Genomic DNA, 15,905 nt, shown 5'->3' with positions numbered 1-15,905 from the left:
TAATAAATACATTGATATCCAAAATTCACATCTGAACTTTTAAAATGGAGATTTAGCCATGACTCAAGAAAACCGCAAGATAGAATTTAAAAGCCTCTTAATCGGGCTGCTTATCGGAACTAACCTTTTGTTTTTCCTCGGTGCCGCTGATGAAGACCAGCCTGCGGCCAGGGGTTTCTCTATCCCCCAGGAAAACCTCTGCGAAACGGGCAGATTCTCATTAAGCGCAACAGATAATGAGACGGTATATATTCTTGATACCAAAACCGGTCATGTCTGGTACAGAACAGACCGTGTGATTCAGGATTTAGGAACCCCGGCCGAACCGGAAATGACCGAGACAAGGGTTGAAAAACAAGTTTTCTAAATTTTTAAGCGAGGTATAATATGAAGGTTTTTGCAGCTGCGGCAGCTTTGGCAATCGTGCTGGCTGGATGCTTCCCCACGCTTTACCCATTGTTCACCGAGCAGGATCTGGTTTTTGAAAAAGACCTATTAGGCTGCTGGACAATAGAAGAGAGCATGTGGACTTTCGAGCATAAAAGTGATAAGACTTATCTACTGACCATTGTCGAAAAAGAAGACGGTCAGACATTCAAAGGCGACTTTGCGGCACATCTTGTAAAATTAGACGGGAAACTATTCCTTGACATAACTCCGGCAGATTTAAACAAAATCAATACCCCTGATATTTCAAAAATCTGCCTCTACCCGATGCACCTCTTTATGAAAGTCGATGAAATATCACCTGAACTCAAGATATCATTGATGGAACCGGAGTGGCTTGAGGAGTATCTCAAAGAAAACCCGGAAAAACTGCCTTTTGTTCCCAAAGATAAAAACCGCCCCCTGCCGCTGATTACCGCCTCTACATCTCAGCTTCAGACGCTAGTCAAAGAAAATGCCGACAATGTCGAGGCATGGACTAAGCCCGCAGCAATGACAAGGTGCGGCGATAAACCGGATAAAGCCAGTAAATAAACTCTCTGTCTTGCGAGAAAATAAGAAAGGCATCTGAGCATTAAACCCAGATGCCTTTTTGTACGTTTTAAAATCACTGACAGAGATTATTCGCTCTTATCAGCTTTCTTTTCGGTCTTCTCGTCTGAAGATTTCTTGGAAGTTTTCTTCTTGGTTGATGCCTTTTTCTTAGTTTCGGGCTTATTATCCTCAGACTCTTTAGGAGCAGCTTCCTTTATACTGGCTTTTTCAAGCAGCATATCGATACATTTCTGCTCACGGGCTTCCATCGTAAACTGCTGCAGCTGGCCGTTGCGGATAAGCTCATTACGTACCTTTTCCGGCCTGCGGCTCTGCTGCATTGCCATACGGTAAATGTAACCGTTTATCTCGTCTTCGCTTACCGACACATCAAGTTTCTCGGCAACTGCGTCAAGGATAAAGAATGTCTTGAGGGTGCGTGCAGCTTCTTCCTCACTGCTTTTACGCATTTCATCCATTCTCTGGTTGATTGCAGCCTCTTCAACGCCCTGCATAGAGAGACGCATACGCTGGCGGCGGAGAATTTCAGCGGCCTGATCACTCACAAGATCCTCTGGCAGCTCAAGCGTTGTGTTATCAAGCAGATAGTTGTAAATGCTCTGGCTCATTACCTGACGTGCCTGCTGTTCGTTTGAGCTTTCAGCGTATTCACGGATCACGTCTTTAAGCTCATCTTGACTGCCAAGATTCATGCCGCTGAGGAATTCCTCGTCAATTTCAGCGGGTTTAAGATATTTAATCTCGTTAATCCTGCCCTCGATCGAGACTTTCTTGCCGGCGTATTCTTTGTTAAAGAAATCTTCGGCGACTTGAGTTTCTACAGAGAATTTGTCGCCGGGCTTTTTGTCTTTGATCAGCTCTACAAAACCCTCAACGGGTACGCGGCCTACAAAGGTGCTGGGCGCGTCTTCTCTGTCAGAGATATAAATATCGTTATCGTGGAGGACGTCTTTTTCTTCTGCACCTTCAACATCAAGAGTAATATCAGCAATAACCTGGTCACCGGGCTGGACGCCGCCGTCTTCACGCGGCACAATAGTTCCCTGACGCTTGCAGAGCTGTTCAAGCTGCTGGTTTACATCTTCGTCCGCCACCTCAAATTTGGGTTTTTCTACCTCTATTCCCTCAAGCTCCGGCAATTCGAACTGGGGACGGACATTGACTTCAAAAGAAAATTTCATCGGGCCGGTTTCCGGCAGGGTGATTTCTTCATGGTCAACTTCAGGCTCGCCGAGAATTTCGAGCTTGTCATCAGACTGAACCTGCTCAAGCGCATCGGCTATGAGACGCAATTTACTCTGTTCAGTAATGTCCTTGCCGAAACGTTTCTCAAGGAGCCGCATCGGGGCACGTCCCGGGCGGAAACCGGGGAGAACAGCGTCTTTGCGAAGATCTGAATACTGTGTCTTGACAGTTTCTTTGATTTTTTCTTCGGGAATCTCAATTTCAATCTTTTTCTTGCAGGCTCCCGCATCAGTAACCGTTACGATGTTCTGGATTTCCTGTTTCTCATCAGTTTTCTTTTCAGTAGTCATTGGATCATCTCCTTTTTTGACTGTTATTTATTGATGCGGCTGTTAACCATAAAAAAAAGACCAGGCGTCTGGCTGGTCTCGTAATATCTTATCAGCATCATGAAAACCTGCGCCGCGCCTTCAGGCCGATATCTTTTCATGACTATGTTTTAAAGAGCGGGTGATGAGATTCGAACCCACGACATTCACGTTGGCAACGTGACGCTCTACCACTGAGCTACACCCGCGTAAATTCAAGACTTGGGATTATATAAAAACAAAACCCTGTATCAAGAATTTTTCTAAATTATTTTAAATTTTCTTCAAAAAGAACATCTCAAGGCTCAAACCGCCTTGTTTTATTATACAAATAAACTTTTACTGTTGTTCAGTATAATTTATCCCGGCGTAATGTTCAAGGCTTTTATCCTATTTGCGGAGAGTAATGTGTTAATTGGCTGCACAATCTTTCTCAAAAGACGTATAATTATCTATGGCCCAGAGGTAAACGGACAGGAAAAACTATGTTTTTCTACTGATTATACGGTTATGCAACTAAAATTTACCGGCATCTTTCCGGCGGCCGCCATTAAAGGCTTTATAGTAAAAAGTTTAAGAAAATTTCAGTTTTTTGTAAAAATATATTGAAAAGCCCTGACAAGATATTAAAATACTCGTCTCTTGAAATTATTTAACGGAGACTAATACCATGAAAGCTAAAATACATCCTAAATACGATAAAGTAACAGTACACTGCGGTTGCGGTAATACTTTTGAAACTCGCAGCACAGCGTCCGAGATTCACGCTGAGATCTGCTCTATGTGCCACCCCTTCTATACCGGCAAGCAGAAGTTTGTTGACGCCACCGGTAGAATTGAACGCTTCAACAAGCGTTTTGGGGGCAACATGCTGGATAAGTTCCGCAAGAAGTAGCTTTTTAAGAAAAATCTGAAACGCTGTTGGGATACTGCCCTGTTAATGGGCATTATGCCGGCAGCGTTTTTTTTGTGGAATCAGTTAATAACCTCCCAACAACAGGGCCTCTCTGATTCTGGAGAAGGTAACGAGATGCATTCGAACTATACTAACTTTTGCCAGAAAGAGATACCGCTCAAACAGCCTCCCCCGCCGGCCATTATTTGAAAGGTAAATTCATGTCGGATCAGAATACACGATTTCTTGGAAAACTTGAAGAGCTTGATGAAAAATATACATCTATCCAGGCCCAGATATCAGATCCGGAGATTGCTTCTGACCCGAATAAACTGATTCCCCTGGCCAGGGAACAGGCCAAAATGCGCAACATCATAACCCTGTACAGAGAATACAAAAGCACTGTCAGCCAGATTGAAGACGCCCACTCCATGATCAATGACAATGACACTGAAAAGGAGATGGTAGAGCTGGCTGAAATGGAAATTGACGAGCTCAAGCCCAAAAGCGAAGAATTGCTCCAGGAGATAAAAGATACACTTGTAATGGCAGACGACGCCGCGGTTGATTCAATCATAATGGAAATCCGCCCGGGTACCGGCGGGGACGAAGCCGCCCTTTTTGCCAGAGATCTTTACAACATGTACACCCGTTTCGCGGAGAAACATCGGTGGAAAGTTGAAAATCTCTCTTTCAGCGGCTCGGAAATGGGCGGGCTCAAGGAAGTAGTATTCAGTGTCAAGGGTTCCGGAGTATGGGCAGAGCTCGGCTACGAAGGCGGCGGGCACAGAGTGCAGAGAGTTCCTGAAACTGAATCGCAGGGGCGTATCCACACATCAGCCGCGACTGTCGCAGTTCTCCCGGAACCGGAAGAGGTTGAGATTAACATTGACCCTAACGATGTTCTCGAGCATGTAAGCCGCGCAGGCGGGCCCGGAGGCCAGAGCGTCAACAAGATTAACAGTGCAATCAAACTTGAACACGTTCCGACGGGAATAACAGTCAGCATGAGAGATGAGAAAAGCCAGCACAAAAACCGTGCCAAGGCCTGGCGGATACTGCGTTCAAGAATCTATGAACATTTCATGAGCAAAGAACGGGCAGAGCGGGACTCTGCGAGAAAAACAATGATCGGCTCCGGCGACCGCTCTCAAAGAATACGTACATATAATTTCCCGCAAAACAGGGTTACAGACCACAGAATCAACCTCACTTTGTACTGCCTGGACAAGGTAATGATGGGTGAAATGGAAGAAATCATACAGGCTCTGCGTGTGTATGACAAACAGCAGCGGCTGGAAAATATCTAAGCATAAAGTTAAGATTCAGGGTATTTAATCTTTTCCAGGCCCATGTTCTCCCTGAGCTCATTCTGCATATTTCGCATTATGAGATTGATTTTAAAATTAAACTCGTCTTCTTTCATCGACTTTATATCTTCATAAGATATTGGCTCGCCGATTTTTACATGGACTTTGCCTCTTTTGGGGTATTTCTGCCCCTTTGGCCAGGCATCAAACATGCCTTCAATCACCATAGGCACAACGCCGGCCCCGCCGCGGCGGCACAGCAGGGTAAAGCCTGGTTTAATCGGTGAAATTTTACCGGTAACTGTCCTTGTTCCCTCGGGATACATGCAAACTATCTTGCCGTCTTTAAGGCGGGCAATTACGCGTTTCATTGCCGCGATATCAGCTTCGCCGCGTCTTACGGGAATCGCATTGAGCGAGCGTATCAAAGCACCAAAAAATCTGTTCCTGAAAAGGCTCTCTCTGGCCAGAAAACAGAGCTTTCGGTTTTTAACGGCGGCGGCGCAAAAAACAGGATCCATATAGCTTTGATGGTTGCACAAAAGCAGGTACGCCCCCTCTGAGGGGACATTTTCTGAGCCGTTAAAGTCTGTCCTGAAATACATTACGGCAAGCAGCTTCATCAGCTTTCGGATTATGCAATACCAGAAACGCCCTATTCCGTTTATATCACGCTGCTTAGCCATTATCAAACCCTCCCTGCGCCGCTCTTTATATGGTTCAGAATATATCCAACCACATCTTTGACACTCATCTCAGATGTATCGATCCTCACCGCATCATCTGCGGGTTTGAGAGGCCCGGAACTGCGTTTTATATCTGAGTTATCCCGTTTTTCAATTGATTTTTTAATTTCATCAAGATCGTAATCTATCCCCTTGGCTTTAAACTCTTTATACCTTCTAATGCTTCTCTCTTCGAGGGTTGCATCAAGAAAAAACTTAAACATGGCATCTGGGAAGACTACAGTTCCCTGATCCCTTCCCTCGGTGACAATGGAACCGTGTCTGGCTGCGAAATCTCTCTGCATTTTAACAAGTATGTTTCGCATTTGGGGGTTTGCGGCTACGGCGTTAACTTTTTCAGTAACATCCCGGCTTCTGATCTCATCGCTTATATCTTCGCCGCGGCAGGTAACAAGTGTCTCACCTCCGGAATTCTGGAAATCCAGATTGCTGCTGTTAATTACCTCTGTCATCGCGGCGGTGTCATTTAAATCAACACCGCTGCGCATGCCCGCCCAGGTAACGGCTCTGTACATAGCCCCGGTATCAAGAAAGGTATATCCAAGTTTGCCCGCAAGTTGTTTTGAGACAGTGCTTTTGCCGCTGCCCGCAGGCCCGTCTATTGTTATTATCGTTGACATTATCAGCTTAGAGTAAAATAAAAATAAGTGTTTATTCAGTCTGCTTATTCGGCTTTGACCCTGACACACACTATAGTGGTATCGTCGGCTTGAGGGGCGATTCCGGTAAAGCGTCTCCGGTATGCCAGAATAGTGCCGACAGTAACCTCAGCAGACCAGTTGTCATATTTGCTCAAGATATCGAGGAAGGGTTTTCTGCCCCATAATTTACCTTCAAAGTTTTCCGCATCGACAAGACCGTCGGTGTAAAAAAGAAGAACATCGCCGGGTTCAAGAGCAACAGTCTCAACTTCGTATTGGGCATCCGGCTCAACACCGAGTATTAAGCCGCCTTTATTCAGCTCTGTTATCTTTTTGTCTCTTATCATATATGTTGGGTCGTGCCCGCAGCTGCAATAGCTTACAGACATTTCCTTGCGGTTGACCACTGCAAAGCACAGTGTAACGAATTCGCCTACCTCACACTCACGGCATATCATCCTGTTCAGCCTCACGATAAGCCGTTGTATATCATGCTCATTGCAGTCTGTAAGCATTGCCGTGTAAGCCTTCAGCCAGCCGCGGAACATACTCATCATAATAGCCGCCGGCAGGCCCTTGCCCATGACATCCGCGATGACAACCGCAAAGATGTCATCATTTATCTGTATAAAATCGTATAAATCTCCGCCGACGTTGTAACACGGCTTGTACGCGGCGGCGATCCCGAATCCCTGCATATTAGGGGTTTTCTGCGGCAGCATTCGCCGCTGAACAACTCCTGCAAGTTTCATCTGTTCGTTTATTTTGATTCCCCTCAGAGCTGCCGCGTAGAGCTTTGCGTTGGTGATGGAAATAGCGCACTGGGAGGCTATAAGCCTTGCCATGGCAACATTTTCATCTCCAAAGTTCTTGGGGTTTGTGCTGTAAAGTCTAAGAACACCGATCACCTTTTCCTGGAACCGCAGTGGAACTGAAAGCTGGCTGACGATATTCTCCGCGGCAGCGGCTTCTTTATACACAACCCGGCTGTCAACCCGCATATCGTCAACGATTATTTCTTTGCCCTTGAACACCTCACCGATAACAGGGTCGTCGAGTGTTACCGGCCCCTTGTTGCGATAGTCTTCGCTAAGCCCGTAAGTGCTTTTCATTTCGAGACTTTTGCCGTCATCGCTGAGAAGCCGTATAGAGCTGGCAGTTACATTGCTCAATGTAGCCGCACTCTGCGCAAGTTGATCAAGAACCTGCTGCAAAGAAGATTTGCCCGCGGCCATATCAGAGATAGCGTTTATGCGCTCAGTTATTTTCTGTTTTTTCTTCATTTTCGGCATATTATTTTATTATGATAATCAAAGGCAAAATTATATCAAGAATGTTGCGGTTAAGGTAGTAAAATGCGAATTTTCATGTTTTTTATTGATAGCGCCGGGTGATTCTCCTATCATGTTCCGTAATAAGAACTTTACAAAAGGAATAGAGAATGAAAAAAGCACTTATGATTTATGGCGGCTGGAAAGGACACGAACCAAAGGAATGCACTCTGGCGGCTCAAAAGATCCTTGAGGATTCAGGTTTTGAGACTGTTCTCTCCGACTCGCTCAACAGCTATCTGGACAATGAGTTAATGGCATGGGCAGATTTGATCGTTCAATGTACAACCATGGCAGAGATTACCGATGAGCAGGCAGAATCTCTTATTCAAACCGTTAAATCCGGCACCGGTCTGGCCGGCTGGCACGGCGGCCTTTGCGATTCTTTCAGGAACTGCACCGAATACCACTTCATGACAGGCGGCCAATGGGTCTCACACCCCGGCGGCGACAAAGTAAGCTATACTGTAAACATCACAAAGCCGCAGGACCCTGTAATGGCCGGGATTGAGAACTTTTCGCATACCAGCGAACAATACTACCTGCATGTCGATCCTGGAGTTGATGTTCTTGCAGAAACCGAATTTTCCGGCGAACATGACGGTATAGACTGGATAAAAGGCGTGGTTATGCCGGTTGCGTGGAAAAAAAGATGGGGCAGCGGCCGCGTTTTTTACCTGGCACTTGGACACACCGCAAAAGAATTGGAAATACCGCAGATACAAACAATACTGAAAAGAGGTATGCTATGGGCATCAAAATAAGAAATATCGGCATAGTCGGGTGCGGCAAGATATGCGACATATATTTCCAAACCCTTTCAAAACTTGAAAACGTAGATGTGAGAGCCTGTGCTGACCTGGTGCTTGAGCGTGCGGAAGAAAAGGCTGCCAAATACAACATACCCAGAGCCTGCACCGTTGAAGAAATAATGGCTTCAGATGACATTGAAATTATACTGAACCTTACAGTGCCCGCGGCGCACTACTCAATTGCAAAACAGGCATTAGAGGCCGGCAAACATGTATATAATGAAAAACCCTTCACAAATGAGAGGGAGCAAGGCCTTGAAATACTTGAACTTGCAGACAAAAAGGGCCTCCTGACAGGCTGTGCTCCTGATACAGTGATGGGGGCGGGCATTCAGACTTGCAGGAAGCTGATCGATGAGGGAGCAATCGGCAGACCGCTCTCATTCACAGCTTTTATGACCAGCTCCGGCACCGAAAGCTGGCATCCCGACCCTGAATTTTATTACAAAACCGGCGGCGGGCCGCTGTTCGACATGGCCCCGTATTATCTGTCAGCACTTATTACTCTGCTGGGCCCGGTTCATGCTGTCAGCGGCATGGCTTCAATGCCGCGAAAACAGAGAATGATAACAAGCGAGCCGAAAAAAGGGCAAATCATTGATGTTGAGGTGGATACACATGTTATGAGCCTGATTGAAATGGAATGCCGTGCAATGAGAACTATGGTAATGAGTTTTGATATCTGGCAAAGCAGCCTGCCCCGAATCGAGATATACGGCAGCGAAGGCTCACTCTCTGTGCCGGATCCTAACGGCTTTGGCGGCGTGGTAAAACTCTATACTAAAGATAAAAAGCAATGGCAGGATATTGGGCTCATTGGCGGTTTCGCGGAAAACAGCCGCGGCATAGGTGTCGCGGATATGGCCGCCTGCATAGATTCGGGTTATACCCACTGCGCTAATGGGCGAATGGCGTATCACGTACTCGATACAATGCACTCAATAATAAACTCATCAAACCAGAGTAAAACCCTTATAGTTCGTTCAAGCTGCACAAAGCCCAGGCCGTTCCGGCAGATAAATCAGCCGTGATTCGCAGTAAAGCAATATAACAGCCGCCCTCTTTTAGGGTTTTTGCTTAGACTTGAAAACGAACAAAACCGCCAGCCAGATTATCAGTGCCGAGGTTGATATAGCCAGAACAAACCAGCCGCCCTTTATTGCCAGCAGCGGTATCGCCATGCCGGTCCACAGGCCGCCGCCCATAAACGGTTCATGGATAATCTGTTTATAAGCGAATGCGTCCGCGGCTGATGTTTTGTAATCAGGATCAACCACCCGCAGCAGCAGCAGTCCGGTAGCCGTTACACCCATGCTCTGTCCCATTTCGGCTATTGCCCTTTCGAACCAGGCATCGGGGAGGAATCTTTTGGCTATAAACATAACCGCACCGACGTTCCAGGCGATACCAACAACAGCAAGAAGGATAAGAGGGACTATACCCTTGGCTACTAATTCAATTCGAATGGTTGCGATGGCGGCTACCACCAGAAAATCCAGCGCTGTGTTCTGTATCCGGCGGATAAGGCCAAGATCAATGAGATTATGCTTATCATACTTGTCAAAGAACTTCTGTACTGTAAGCCCGCCGATCATACAGAGAGGAAAAAGCGGGAAACCTTTGAGCAGGCCAAGTTTAGCCATGGGTTCTATGGAATTTTCGAAGCCAATCAGCGATTTCTGTATAATTATTCCTATCAGACACGCAATGCCGACAAGCCCTAAATGTACGCTCATTGCCTCGATGATGTCTGTGTTTATAGTAATTCTGCCTGCCGATGGCCGCTGACCTACCGGAATAATGCCTATCGTGTCATCTTCTGTCATGTCAACGGGTGATTTGGCATGTACAGTGTAACCCTTGCGTACCGCCCAGTTTATCAGTACAGTTCCTATGACGATAGCGCTGACGATACCGAAGGTTGCGCTGGTCAAAGCAAAATCTTTGCCTGCGGACCAGTTATACTGTTCAAAAGTAGGCCCAAGCCCGCCGGCTGTGCCGTGTCCGCCTTCAAATCCAACAGGCAGAACACCTGCAAACATCGCCGGAAGATCGGGAAATACCGCCCGAAGTACAAAAAGCCACAGTGCTATAGCGACGAAATACTGACCCCATGCAACAAACTGACCGTAAGCTACCTGCGGGCCGCTTCTCTGCCAGATAGTTCTGATACCGGGTATCTTTACTCCGAGGAAAAGACACGCAAACACAATGTTTATGAGCAGTCCGGGGATTTGACTCCATGGCGCAGTCCACTCGTTTATATGCGAGTAAAACGTTTCAAACCATCCGCCGGAACCTGCCGCCAGCCGGAATGCCTGAATTACAATGAGTCCCAGCACGCCGCCAATAACACAACTGGGCAGATACAGCCGCTGCATCAGCCGCCATTTGAGACGGATAACATTACCAAGTACAAGCAAAACACATAGAAGCGAAAATGATATCATGGATATATCCCAAAAATTTTTATAACTCGAACAGCAACCAAAAGTTTGCTCAACCGCTTGCTTGAAATAATAAACTAATTGAAAAAATCTACAAGAATTATATTATAGCATTCTTGTTAACAGTTTTGTATTATGTTATTTCCATCAGGAGCTTAACCATGAACAGACGAGACTTCTTAAAACAAATCACAGCCGTATCTCTAAGCTATGCAGCGATAAACATTTCAGGCTGTTCTGCTTCTCTTAGCCGCTCGTCGGGGCGAAAACCTAACGTGATATACATCCTGACCGATGACCAGGGCACAATCGACATGAACTGCTACGGCGCGAAGGACCTTTATACGCCTAATATGGACAAACTTGCCTCGGAAGGCAGCCGGTTTACGCAATTTTATGCCGCGTCCCCTATATGTTCGCCTTCACGGGCGGCTTTTCTTTCCGGCAAGACTCCACAAGCCGCCGGAATGCCGGGAAATGCTCCTTCCTCCAAGGGTAATGCCGGTATGCCCTCATCAACGGTAACTATCTCCGAGGTAATGAAATCCGCCGGCTACAAAACCGCACACATAGGCAAATGGCACCTGGGCTACAGCGAAGATACGATGCCCAACGCTCAAGGGTTTGACTACTCATTCGGCCATATGGGCGGGTGTATTGACAATTATTCACATTTTTTCTACTGGTACGGACCTAACCGCCACGACCTTCATGAAAACAGGGAAGAAGTCTTTCTTGACGGTGAGTACTTCCCCGACCTGATGACTGAAAAGGCATTAGAATATATCAATGAGAATTCCGGTGATCCGTTTTTCTTGTATTTTGCCTTTAACCTGCCGCACTACCCTGTTCAGCCCGCACCGAAATGGCGTGATTATTACAAAAATCTTCCCGAACAGAGAAGGGACTACGCGGCATTCGTTTCCACCATCGACGAGAGAATCGGGATCTTAATAGACGAAATAGAGCGGCTCGGGCTGAAAAATGACACCATATTTGTGCTCCAGTCTGATCACGGCCACTCAACTGAAGAGCGCTGCGGCTGGGGCGGCGGCTCTGCCGGGATTCATCGCGGCGCAAAATTCAGCCTTTTTGAAGGCGGCATAAAGGTACCTGCCATAATAAGCTGGCCCGGAAAGCTGCCGCGAAATCAGGTAATTAACCAGCCGGCGTTTGAAGTTGACTGGCTGCCTACAATAGCAGATCTCTGCGGTATCCGGCACGAGATAAGAGAGCTTGACGGTAAAAGCCTTAAAGGGATGTTAAAAGACCCGCATAGCCCAAACCAGCATGAACACTACGTTTGGCAGATCGGGGAGCAGTGGGCTGTCAGAAAGGGCGACTGGAAACTAATCGGAAATGCCTGGGATACGAGCAGCAAAGAAACCCTCGATGATAAAATCGAGCCGATTTTTCTTGTCAATCTAAGCGAGGACCCCGAGGAAAAGACAAATCTTGCCGACAAAAAACCTCAAAAGGTAAACGAGCTGATAAGTATTTATAAGAACTGGAAATACGCAAATCCCGAATTTATCCGCCGATAGGCTTTGGACAGAGCATCACCATGGAATACAAAATAGAAAAACTAACAGATTCCAAATGGCTGAATCTGTATGAGATTGAGTATAAGCATAACAATCGCAGCGGCAAATGGCTGATGTCTTCCCGTAAGGAGACACCCATTGAAAAGGCCGCGGCACCTGATGCGGTTGTCATTATACCTTTGATAGATACGCCGCGAGGCAGAAGGCTTGTTATAACCAAAGAATTCAGGGTGCCTATTGGCGGCTATGAATACGGTTTCCCGGCGGGACTGATCGACCCCGGCGAATCTGTAGAAGATGCCGCCGGCAGAGAACTGAAAGAAGAAACAGGGTTAATGCTCAAGTGTGTGAAACATACGAGCAAACCTGTCTTTTCTTCATCTGGCATGACAGACGAATCCTGCATAATGGCAATAGTTGAGGCTGAGGGAGAAGTGTCCAATAAATACCTCAAAGGCAATGAAGATATTGAAACATTGTTAATGAGTGTTGAGGATCTCTCTGCACTGCTTCAATCAGATAAATTTGTCGCGGCTAAAGCCTGGGGCATTTTGTATCATTTTGCAATCTCAAACACACTTGAATTGGCCTGAAAATACTTAAAACAGTATATTTTTGCTTATAAAGCGGCAAAATTGAAGATTAAAGGACAGTTGAAGTCTTTTTTATTGAAAACTGCTGTTTTTTCTTTAGAATTTCGATACTGCGATAACAATCGCGGCTTGAGAAATTATTAGTTATTTAATATAAGTAAACAAACCATGGAAATAAAGTCATTTAAAGGTTACAGATTCAGTAATGACGTAGTGGGCAATTCTGCGGATTGCATCGCTCCGCCCTACGATGTGATCAACGACGAGCAGCAGGAAAAGCTCTATCAGCAGAACGAGTACAACATAGTACGCGTCACAAAAGGCAAAACGGCAGAATTCGACGAAGAGGGCAACAACGTTTACTCCCGGGCATCGGATTATTTCGAGAGCTGGATAGAGTCCGGAGCCCTCAAACAGGACCCTGAAAATTCGATATACGCCTATGTTCAGAGCTTCGAGGCGCAGGATAAGTCTTATACGAGAAGCGGTTTTATAGCTCTTGGCAAGCTGGCGCAGTTCGGCAAGGGCGTCCGCCCGCACGAGAAGACGCTTGACGGGCCTAAAGCAGACCGTCTAAATCTTATGCGTGCAACACAAGCTCAGTTTGGACAGATATTTATGCTTTACGATGACCCTGAGTGCATTGCCGATGCCATTATTGCCGAAGCTGCTAAGAATCAGCCGCTTCTGAGCTTTGTGGATGACGAAAATGTAACTCATTCGCTCTACGCCATAACCGGCGAGGCTAATATCACCGACATTGCCGCGATGATGGCGGATAAAGATGCGGTGATTGCGGACGGGCACCATCGGTATGAAACTGCCCTGAACTACTTCAATGAAACCGGTAAACCCGAAGCGGCTTTCAGGATGATGACTTTTGTCAATATGCACAACGAGGGCCTCGTTATACTGCCGACACACCGGCTTGTGGGAAACCTTGCTGATTTTGACCCGAAAGAGCTTAAAACTAAGCTCAGCGGAGATTTTGATGTTACGGTTTACGGAAAAGATAAAAATACCGACAAAGATCAAATGTTTGCAGACTTAAAGAAAGATTTTGATCAAGCCGGAATTTCTTTCGGTATATACGACAATTCCGGCACTTTCAGCAGAGCTGTCTTAAAGGATATCAAAAGTATTCAGCAGGTTGCCGACGGGCTCAGCGAAGCCTCGCAGAAACTTGACGTGACAGTTCTCCACAGGCTTATTCTTGAAGGAATTCTTGGAATTAACGAACAGGCACTTGCAAGCGAGAGTAACCTTGAGTATATTAAAGACATAGGCGATGCCATTGACCGCTCTGTAGCGCTTGTTGACAGCGGAGAGAAACAGGCTGTTTTCTTTATGAACCCGACACGTATAGAGCAGGTTCAAGGGGTAGCCGCCGCGGGTGAGAAAATGCCCCAGAAATCTACATTTTTCTACCCAAAAATATTTACCGGACTTGTAATAAATAAACTGTAAATTACGGATAACATACCGATAAAAGCGGTATTTAAAATATGTTAAAAAACATTTTATCAGGAGAATAACTCATGGTTGACTGGAAAAAACCACCAAAACTCTTTATCCCGGGACCCGTACATGTGGTACCTGAAGTACTCGAACAGCTATCCAGGTACACCATAGGCCACAGGGCGAAGGAATACTCACAGCTGCACGGCGATACCGTGGCAAAGCTCAAAAAAATGCTCTTTACCGAGCAGAATATATTCTTGAGCACATCGTCGGGCTCCGGCGGCTGGGAGGCTTCCATGAGAAACCTGGTCAAAGACGACGAAACCGTTCTATGCTGCATGTGCGGTGCTTTCAGTGACAAATACTCATCAGTGGCTAAGGCCTGCGGCAAGAATGTCGATGAGCTTAAGGTTGACTGGGGCCGTGCGGTTACCGCGGAGCTTATAGACGAAAAACTCGCATCGGGAAAATACGCCGCGGTTACATTTGCGTATAACGAAACAAGTACCGGCGTAACAAATCCGGTAATTGAGATCAGCAAAATGCTTAAGGAAAAATATCCAGATGTCCTGGTATTTGTTGACTGTGTATCTGCTATGGCCGGTCTGCCGCTGAAATTTGATGAATGGGGCTGGGACTTTGCTTTTGCCTCGGTTCAGAAGGCATTCGCCATTCCGCCGGGACTTGCAATATTCGCAGTGAGCCAAAGAGCTATGAAAAAGGCCGAAACTGTGCCTAACAGAGGTTACTATTTTGACCTGCTTCAGTTCGCAAAAGCCGCTGAAAAAGACCAGACGCCGACAACTCCTGCAATACCGCAGATAATGGCGCTGAACTTCCAGTGCGAGAAGATGCTTGCCGAAGGCATGGAAAACGTATGGGCAAGACACAAGAAAATGGCGGAGCTGGTTCGCGGCTGGGCAAAGGACAAATTTGCACTCTTTGCCGAGGACGAGAAATACGCGTCAAACACACTGACCGCTGTCAAAAACACCAGAGGCATAAACGTTGCTGAGGTCATTTCAGCTGTCAAAGAAAAACACAATGCGGCCTTTGGCAACGGTTACGGCAAACTCAAAGAAGAATCTTTCCGTATAGCCCACATGGGTGATATTACCATCAATGACCTGACCGAGCTTCTCGGCTGGATTGATGATGAGCTTTAATAGACTGTAATGCCGGAAACGGCTCATAAAACAAACTATAAAACCGGTTGAGAGATATTCTCAGCCGGTTTTTCATTATTATCACATAAAAGGCCGACAAATGGCAAAACAAGAATACAGCCGCACACAGGAAAAAATAATCAGTGATTATTATAAGAACCTTGACGCTATAAAACTTCAGTCACTTCAGGAGCTTGTTACTGAATTGTACCTCGCAGATTCTGAATCCAAACGAGAGAACCTCTGGAAACGTGTAGATAAGGCGATGGCCGCCATCGAAATTCCGGCATCCATCAGAAAACACATTCTTGAAAAAAAAGACCCGGCTGTTCTTGCGTCAAATATTAACGACTGGCTGAAATGAACAGAGCAGATCCCTATGTTTAAGCCATAACCGATTTGCG

At 46.3% G+C, this 15,905-nt stretch carries 16 protein-coding genes and 1 tRNA gene; 11 read left to right on the top strand and 6 right to left on the bottom strand.

What is annotated here, in order from left to right; translation table 11 throughout:
* Positions 1-58 precede the first annotated feature (58 nt).
* Positions 59-367 (top strand): hypothetical protein, encoded by a 309-nt coding sequence (locus SMSP2_RS02405; RefSeq protein ID WP_146682432.1) that lies wholly within the window; start codon positions 59-61, stop codon positions 365-367.
* Positions 368-387: 20 nt separating this feature from the next.
* The gene (locus tag SMSP2_RS02400) at positions 388-981 is read left to right on the top strand and encodes a hypothetical protein (RefSeq protein ID WP_146682431.1); all 594 of its coding nucleotides are present in this window, start codon (positions 388-390) and stop codon (positions 979-981) included.
* Between the two features lie 86 nt (positions 982-1,067).
* On the opposite strand, the gene tig is transcribed toward SMSP2_RS02400, so the two are convergent.
* Together tig and SMSP2_RS02390 are read right to left on the bottom strand one after the other, a co-directional pair.
* On the bottom strand, positions 1,068-2,537 hold the full coding sequence (tig, locus tag SMSP2_RS02395; RefSeq protein ID WP_146682430.1) for a trigger factor: 1,470 nt from the start codon (positions 2,535-2,537) through the stop codon (positions 1,068-1,070).
* A gap of 155 nt (positions 2,538-2,692) precedes the next feature.
* Positions 2,693-2,764 (bottom strand) — tRNA-Gly (locus SMSP2_RS02390).
* Positions 2,765-3,225: 461 nt separating this feature from the next.
* Here SMSP2_RS02390 and rpmE point away from each other — a divergent pair.
* Positions 3,226-3,450 (top strand): 50S ribosomal protein L31, encoded by a 225-nt coding sequence (gene rpmE / locus SMSP2_RS02385; protein ID WP_146682429.1) that lies wholly within the window; start codon positions 3,226-3,228, stop codon positions 3,448-3,450.
* Between the two features lie 221 nt (positions 3,451-3,671).
* Complete coding sequence (gene prfA / locus SMSP2_RS02380; protein WP_146682428.1) at positions 3,672-4,760, top strand: peptide chain release factor 1; 1,089 nt, start codon at positions 3,672-3,674, stop codon at positions 4,758-4,760.
* 8 nt (positions 4,761-4,768) lie between these two features.
* Here prfA and SMSP2_RS02375 read toward each other — a convergent pair whose 3' ends face one another.
* The 3 genes from SMSP2_RS02375 to SMSP2_RS02365 are packed head-to-tail and all read right to left on the bottom strand — an operon-like array spanning position 4,769 to position 7,430.
* Positions 4,769-5,446, bottom strand: a complete 678-nt coding sequence (locus tag SMSP2_RS02375; RefSeq protein WP_146682427.1) for a lysophospholipid acyltransferase family protein — start codon at positions 5,444-5,446, stop codon at positions 4,769-4,771.
* Positions 5,447-5,448: 2 nt separating this feature from the next.
* The gene (gene cmk / locus SMSP2_RS02370; RefSeq protein ID WP_146682426.1) at positions 5,449-6,126 is read right to left on the bottom strand and encodes a (d)CMP kinase; all 678 of its coding nucleotides are present in this window, start codon (positions 6,124-6,126) and stop codon (positions 5,449-5,451) included.
* 44 nt (positions 6,127-6,170) lie between these two features.
* Positions 6,171-7,430 carry a GAF domain-containing SpoIIE family protein phosphatase gene (locus SMSP2_RS02365; RefSeq protein ID WP_186804809.1) on the bottom strand — a complete coding sequence of 420 codons (1,260 nt, stop codon included), beginning with the start codon at positions 7,428-7,430 and terminating at the stop codon, positions 6,171-6,173.
* Positions 7,431-7,588: 158 nt separating this feature from the next.
* On the opposite strand from SMSP2_RS02365, the gene SMSP2_RS02360 reads away from it, so the two are divergent.
* Positions 7,589-8,242 (top strand): ThuA domain-containing protein, encoded by a 654-nt coding sequence (locus SMSP2_RS02360; RefSeq protein ID WP_146682424.1) that lies wholly within the window; start codon positions 7,589-7,591, stop codon positions 8,240-8,242.
* Positions 8,227-9,321, top strand: coding sequence for a Gfo/Idh/MocA family protein (locus SMSP2_RS02355; RefSeq protein ID WP_146682423.1), 1,095 nt, complete (start codon positions 8,227-8,229; stop codon positions 9,319-9,321). Before SMSP2_RS02360 ends, SMSP2_RS02355 begins: the two co-directional genes overlap by 16 nt.
* Before the next feature lie 33 nt (positions 9,322-9,354).
* On the opposite strand, the gene SMSP2_RS02350 is transcribed toward SMSP2_RS02355, so the two are convergent.
* Positions 9,355-10,740, bottom strand: a complete 1,386-nt coding sequence (locus SMSP2_RS02350) for a sodium/glutamate symporter (protein ID WP_146682422.1) — start codon at positions 10,738-10,740, stop codon at positions 9,355-9,357.
* Between the two features lie 158 nt (positions 10,741-10,898).
* On the opposite strand from SMSP2_RS02350, the gene SMSP2_RS02345 reads away from it, so the two are divergent.
* From SMSP2_RS02345 to SMSP2_RS02325, 5 genes are all read left to right on the top strand, one after another.
* Positions 10,899-12,281 (top strand): sulfatase-like hydrolase/transferase, encoded by a 1,383-nt coding sequence (locus SMSP2_RS02345; RefSeq protein WP_146682421.1) that lies wholly within the window; start codon positions 10,899-10,901, stop codon positions 12,279-12,281.
* A 20-nt stretch (positions 12,282-12,301) separates the two neighbouring features.
* Positions 12,302-12,874, top strand: a complete 573-nt coding sequence (locus tag SMSP2_RS02340) for an NUDIX domain-containing protein (protein ID WP_146682420.1) — start codon at positions 12,302-12,304, stop codon at positions 12,872-12,874.
* 168 nt (positions 12,875-13,042) lie between these two features.
* Positions 13,043-14,341: a DUF1015 domain-containing protein gene (locus tag SMSP2_RS02335; protein WP_146682419.1), complete on the top strand. Its 1,299-nt coding sequence runs from the start codon at positions 13,043-13,045 to the stop codon at positions 14,339-14,341.
* Between the two features lie 71 nt (positions 14,342-14,412).
* Positions 14,413-15,501: a pyridoxal-phosphate-dependent aminotransferase family protein gene (locus SMSP2_RS02330; protein WP_146682418.1), complete on the top strand. Its 1,089-nt coding sequence runs from the start codon at positions 14,413-14,415 to the stop codon at positions 15,499-15,501.
* Between the two features lie 100 nt (positions 15,502-15,601).
* On the top strand, positions 15,602-15,865 hold the full coding sequence (locus SMSP2_RS02325; RefSeq protein ID WP_146682417.1) for a hypothetical protein: 264 nt from the start codon (positions 15,602-15,604) through the stop codon (positions 15,863-15,865).
* Positions 15,866-15,905: the final 40 nt, after the last annotated feature.

The organism is Limihaloglobus sulfuriphilus (genome assembly GCF_001999965.1).
Classification (GTDB): domain Bacteria; phylum Planctomycetota; class Phycisphaerae; order Sedimentisphaerales; family Sedimentisphaeraceae; genus Limihaloglobus; species Limihaloglobus sulfuriphilus.
The sequence above is the reverse complement of the archived record's forward strand: the minus strand, read 5'-3'. Positions and strand labels throughout refer to the sequence as shown.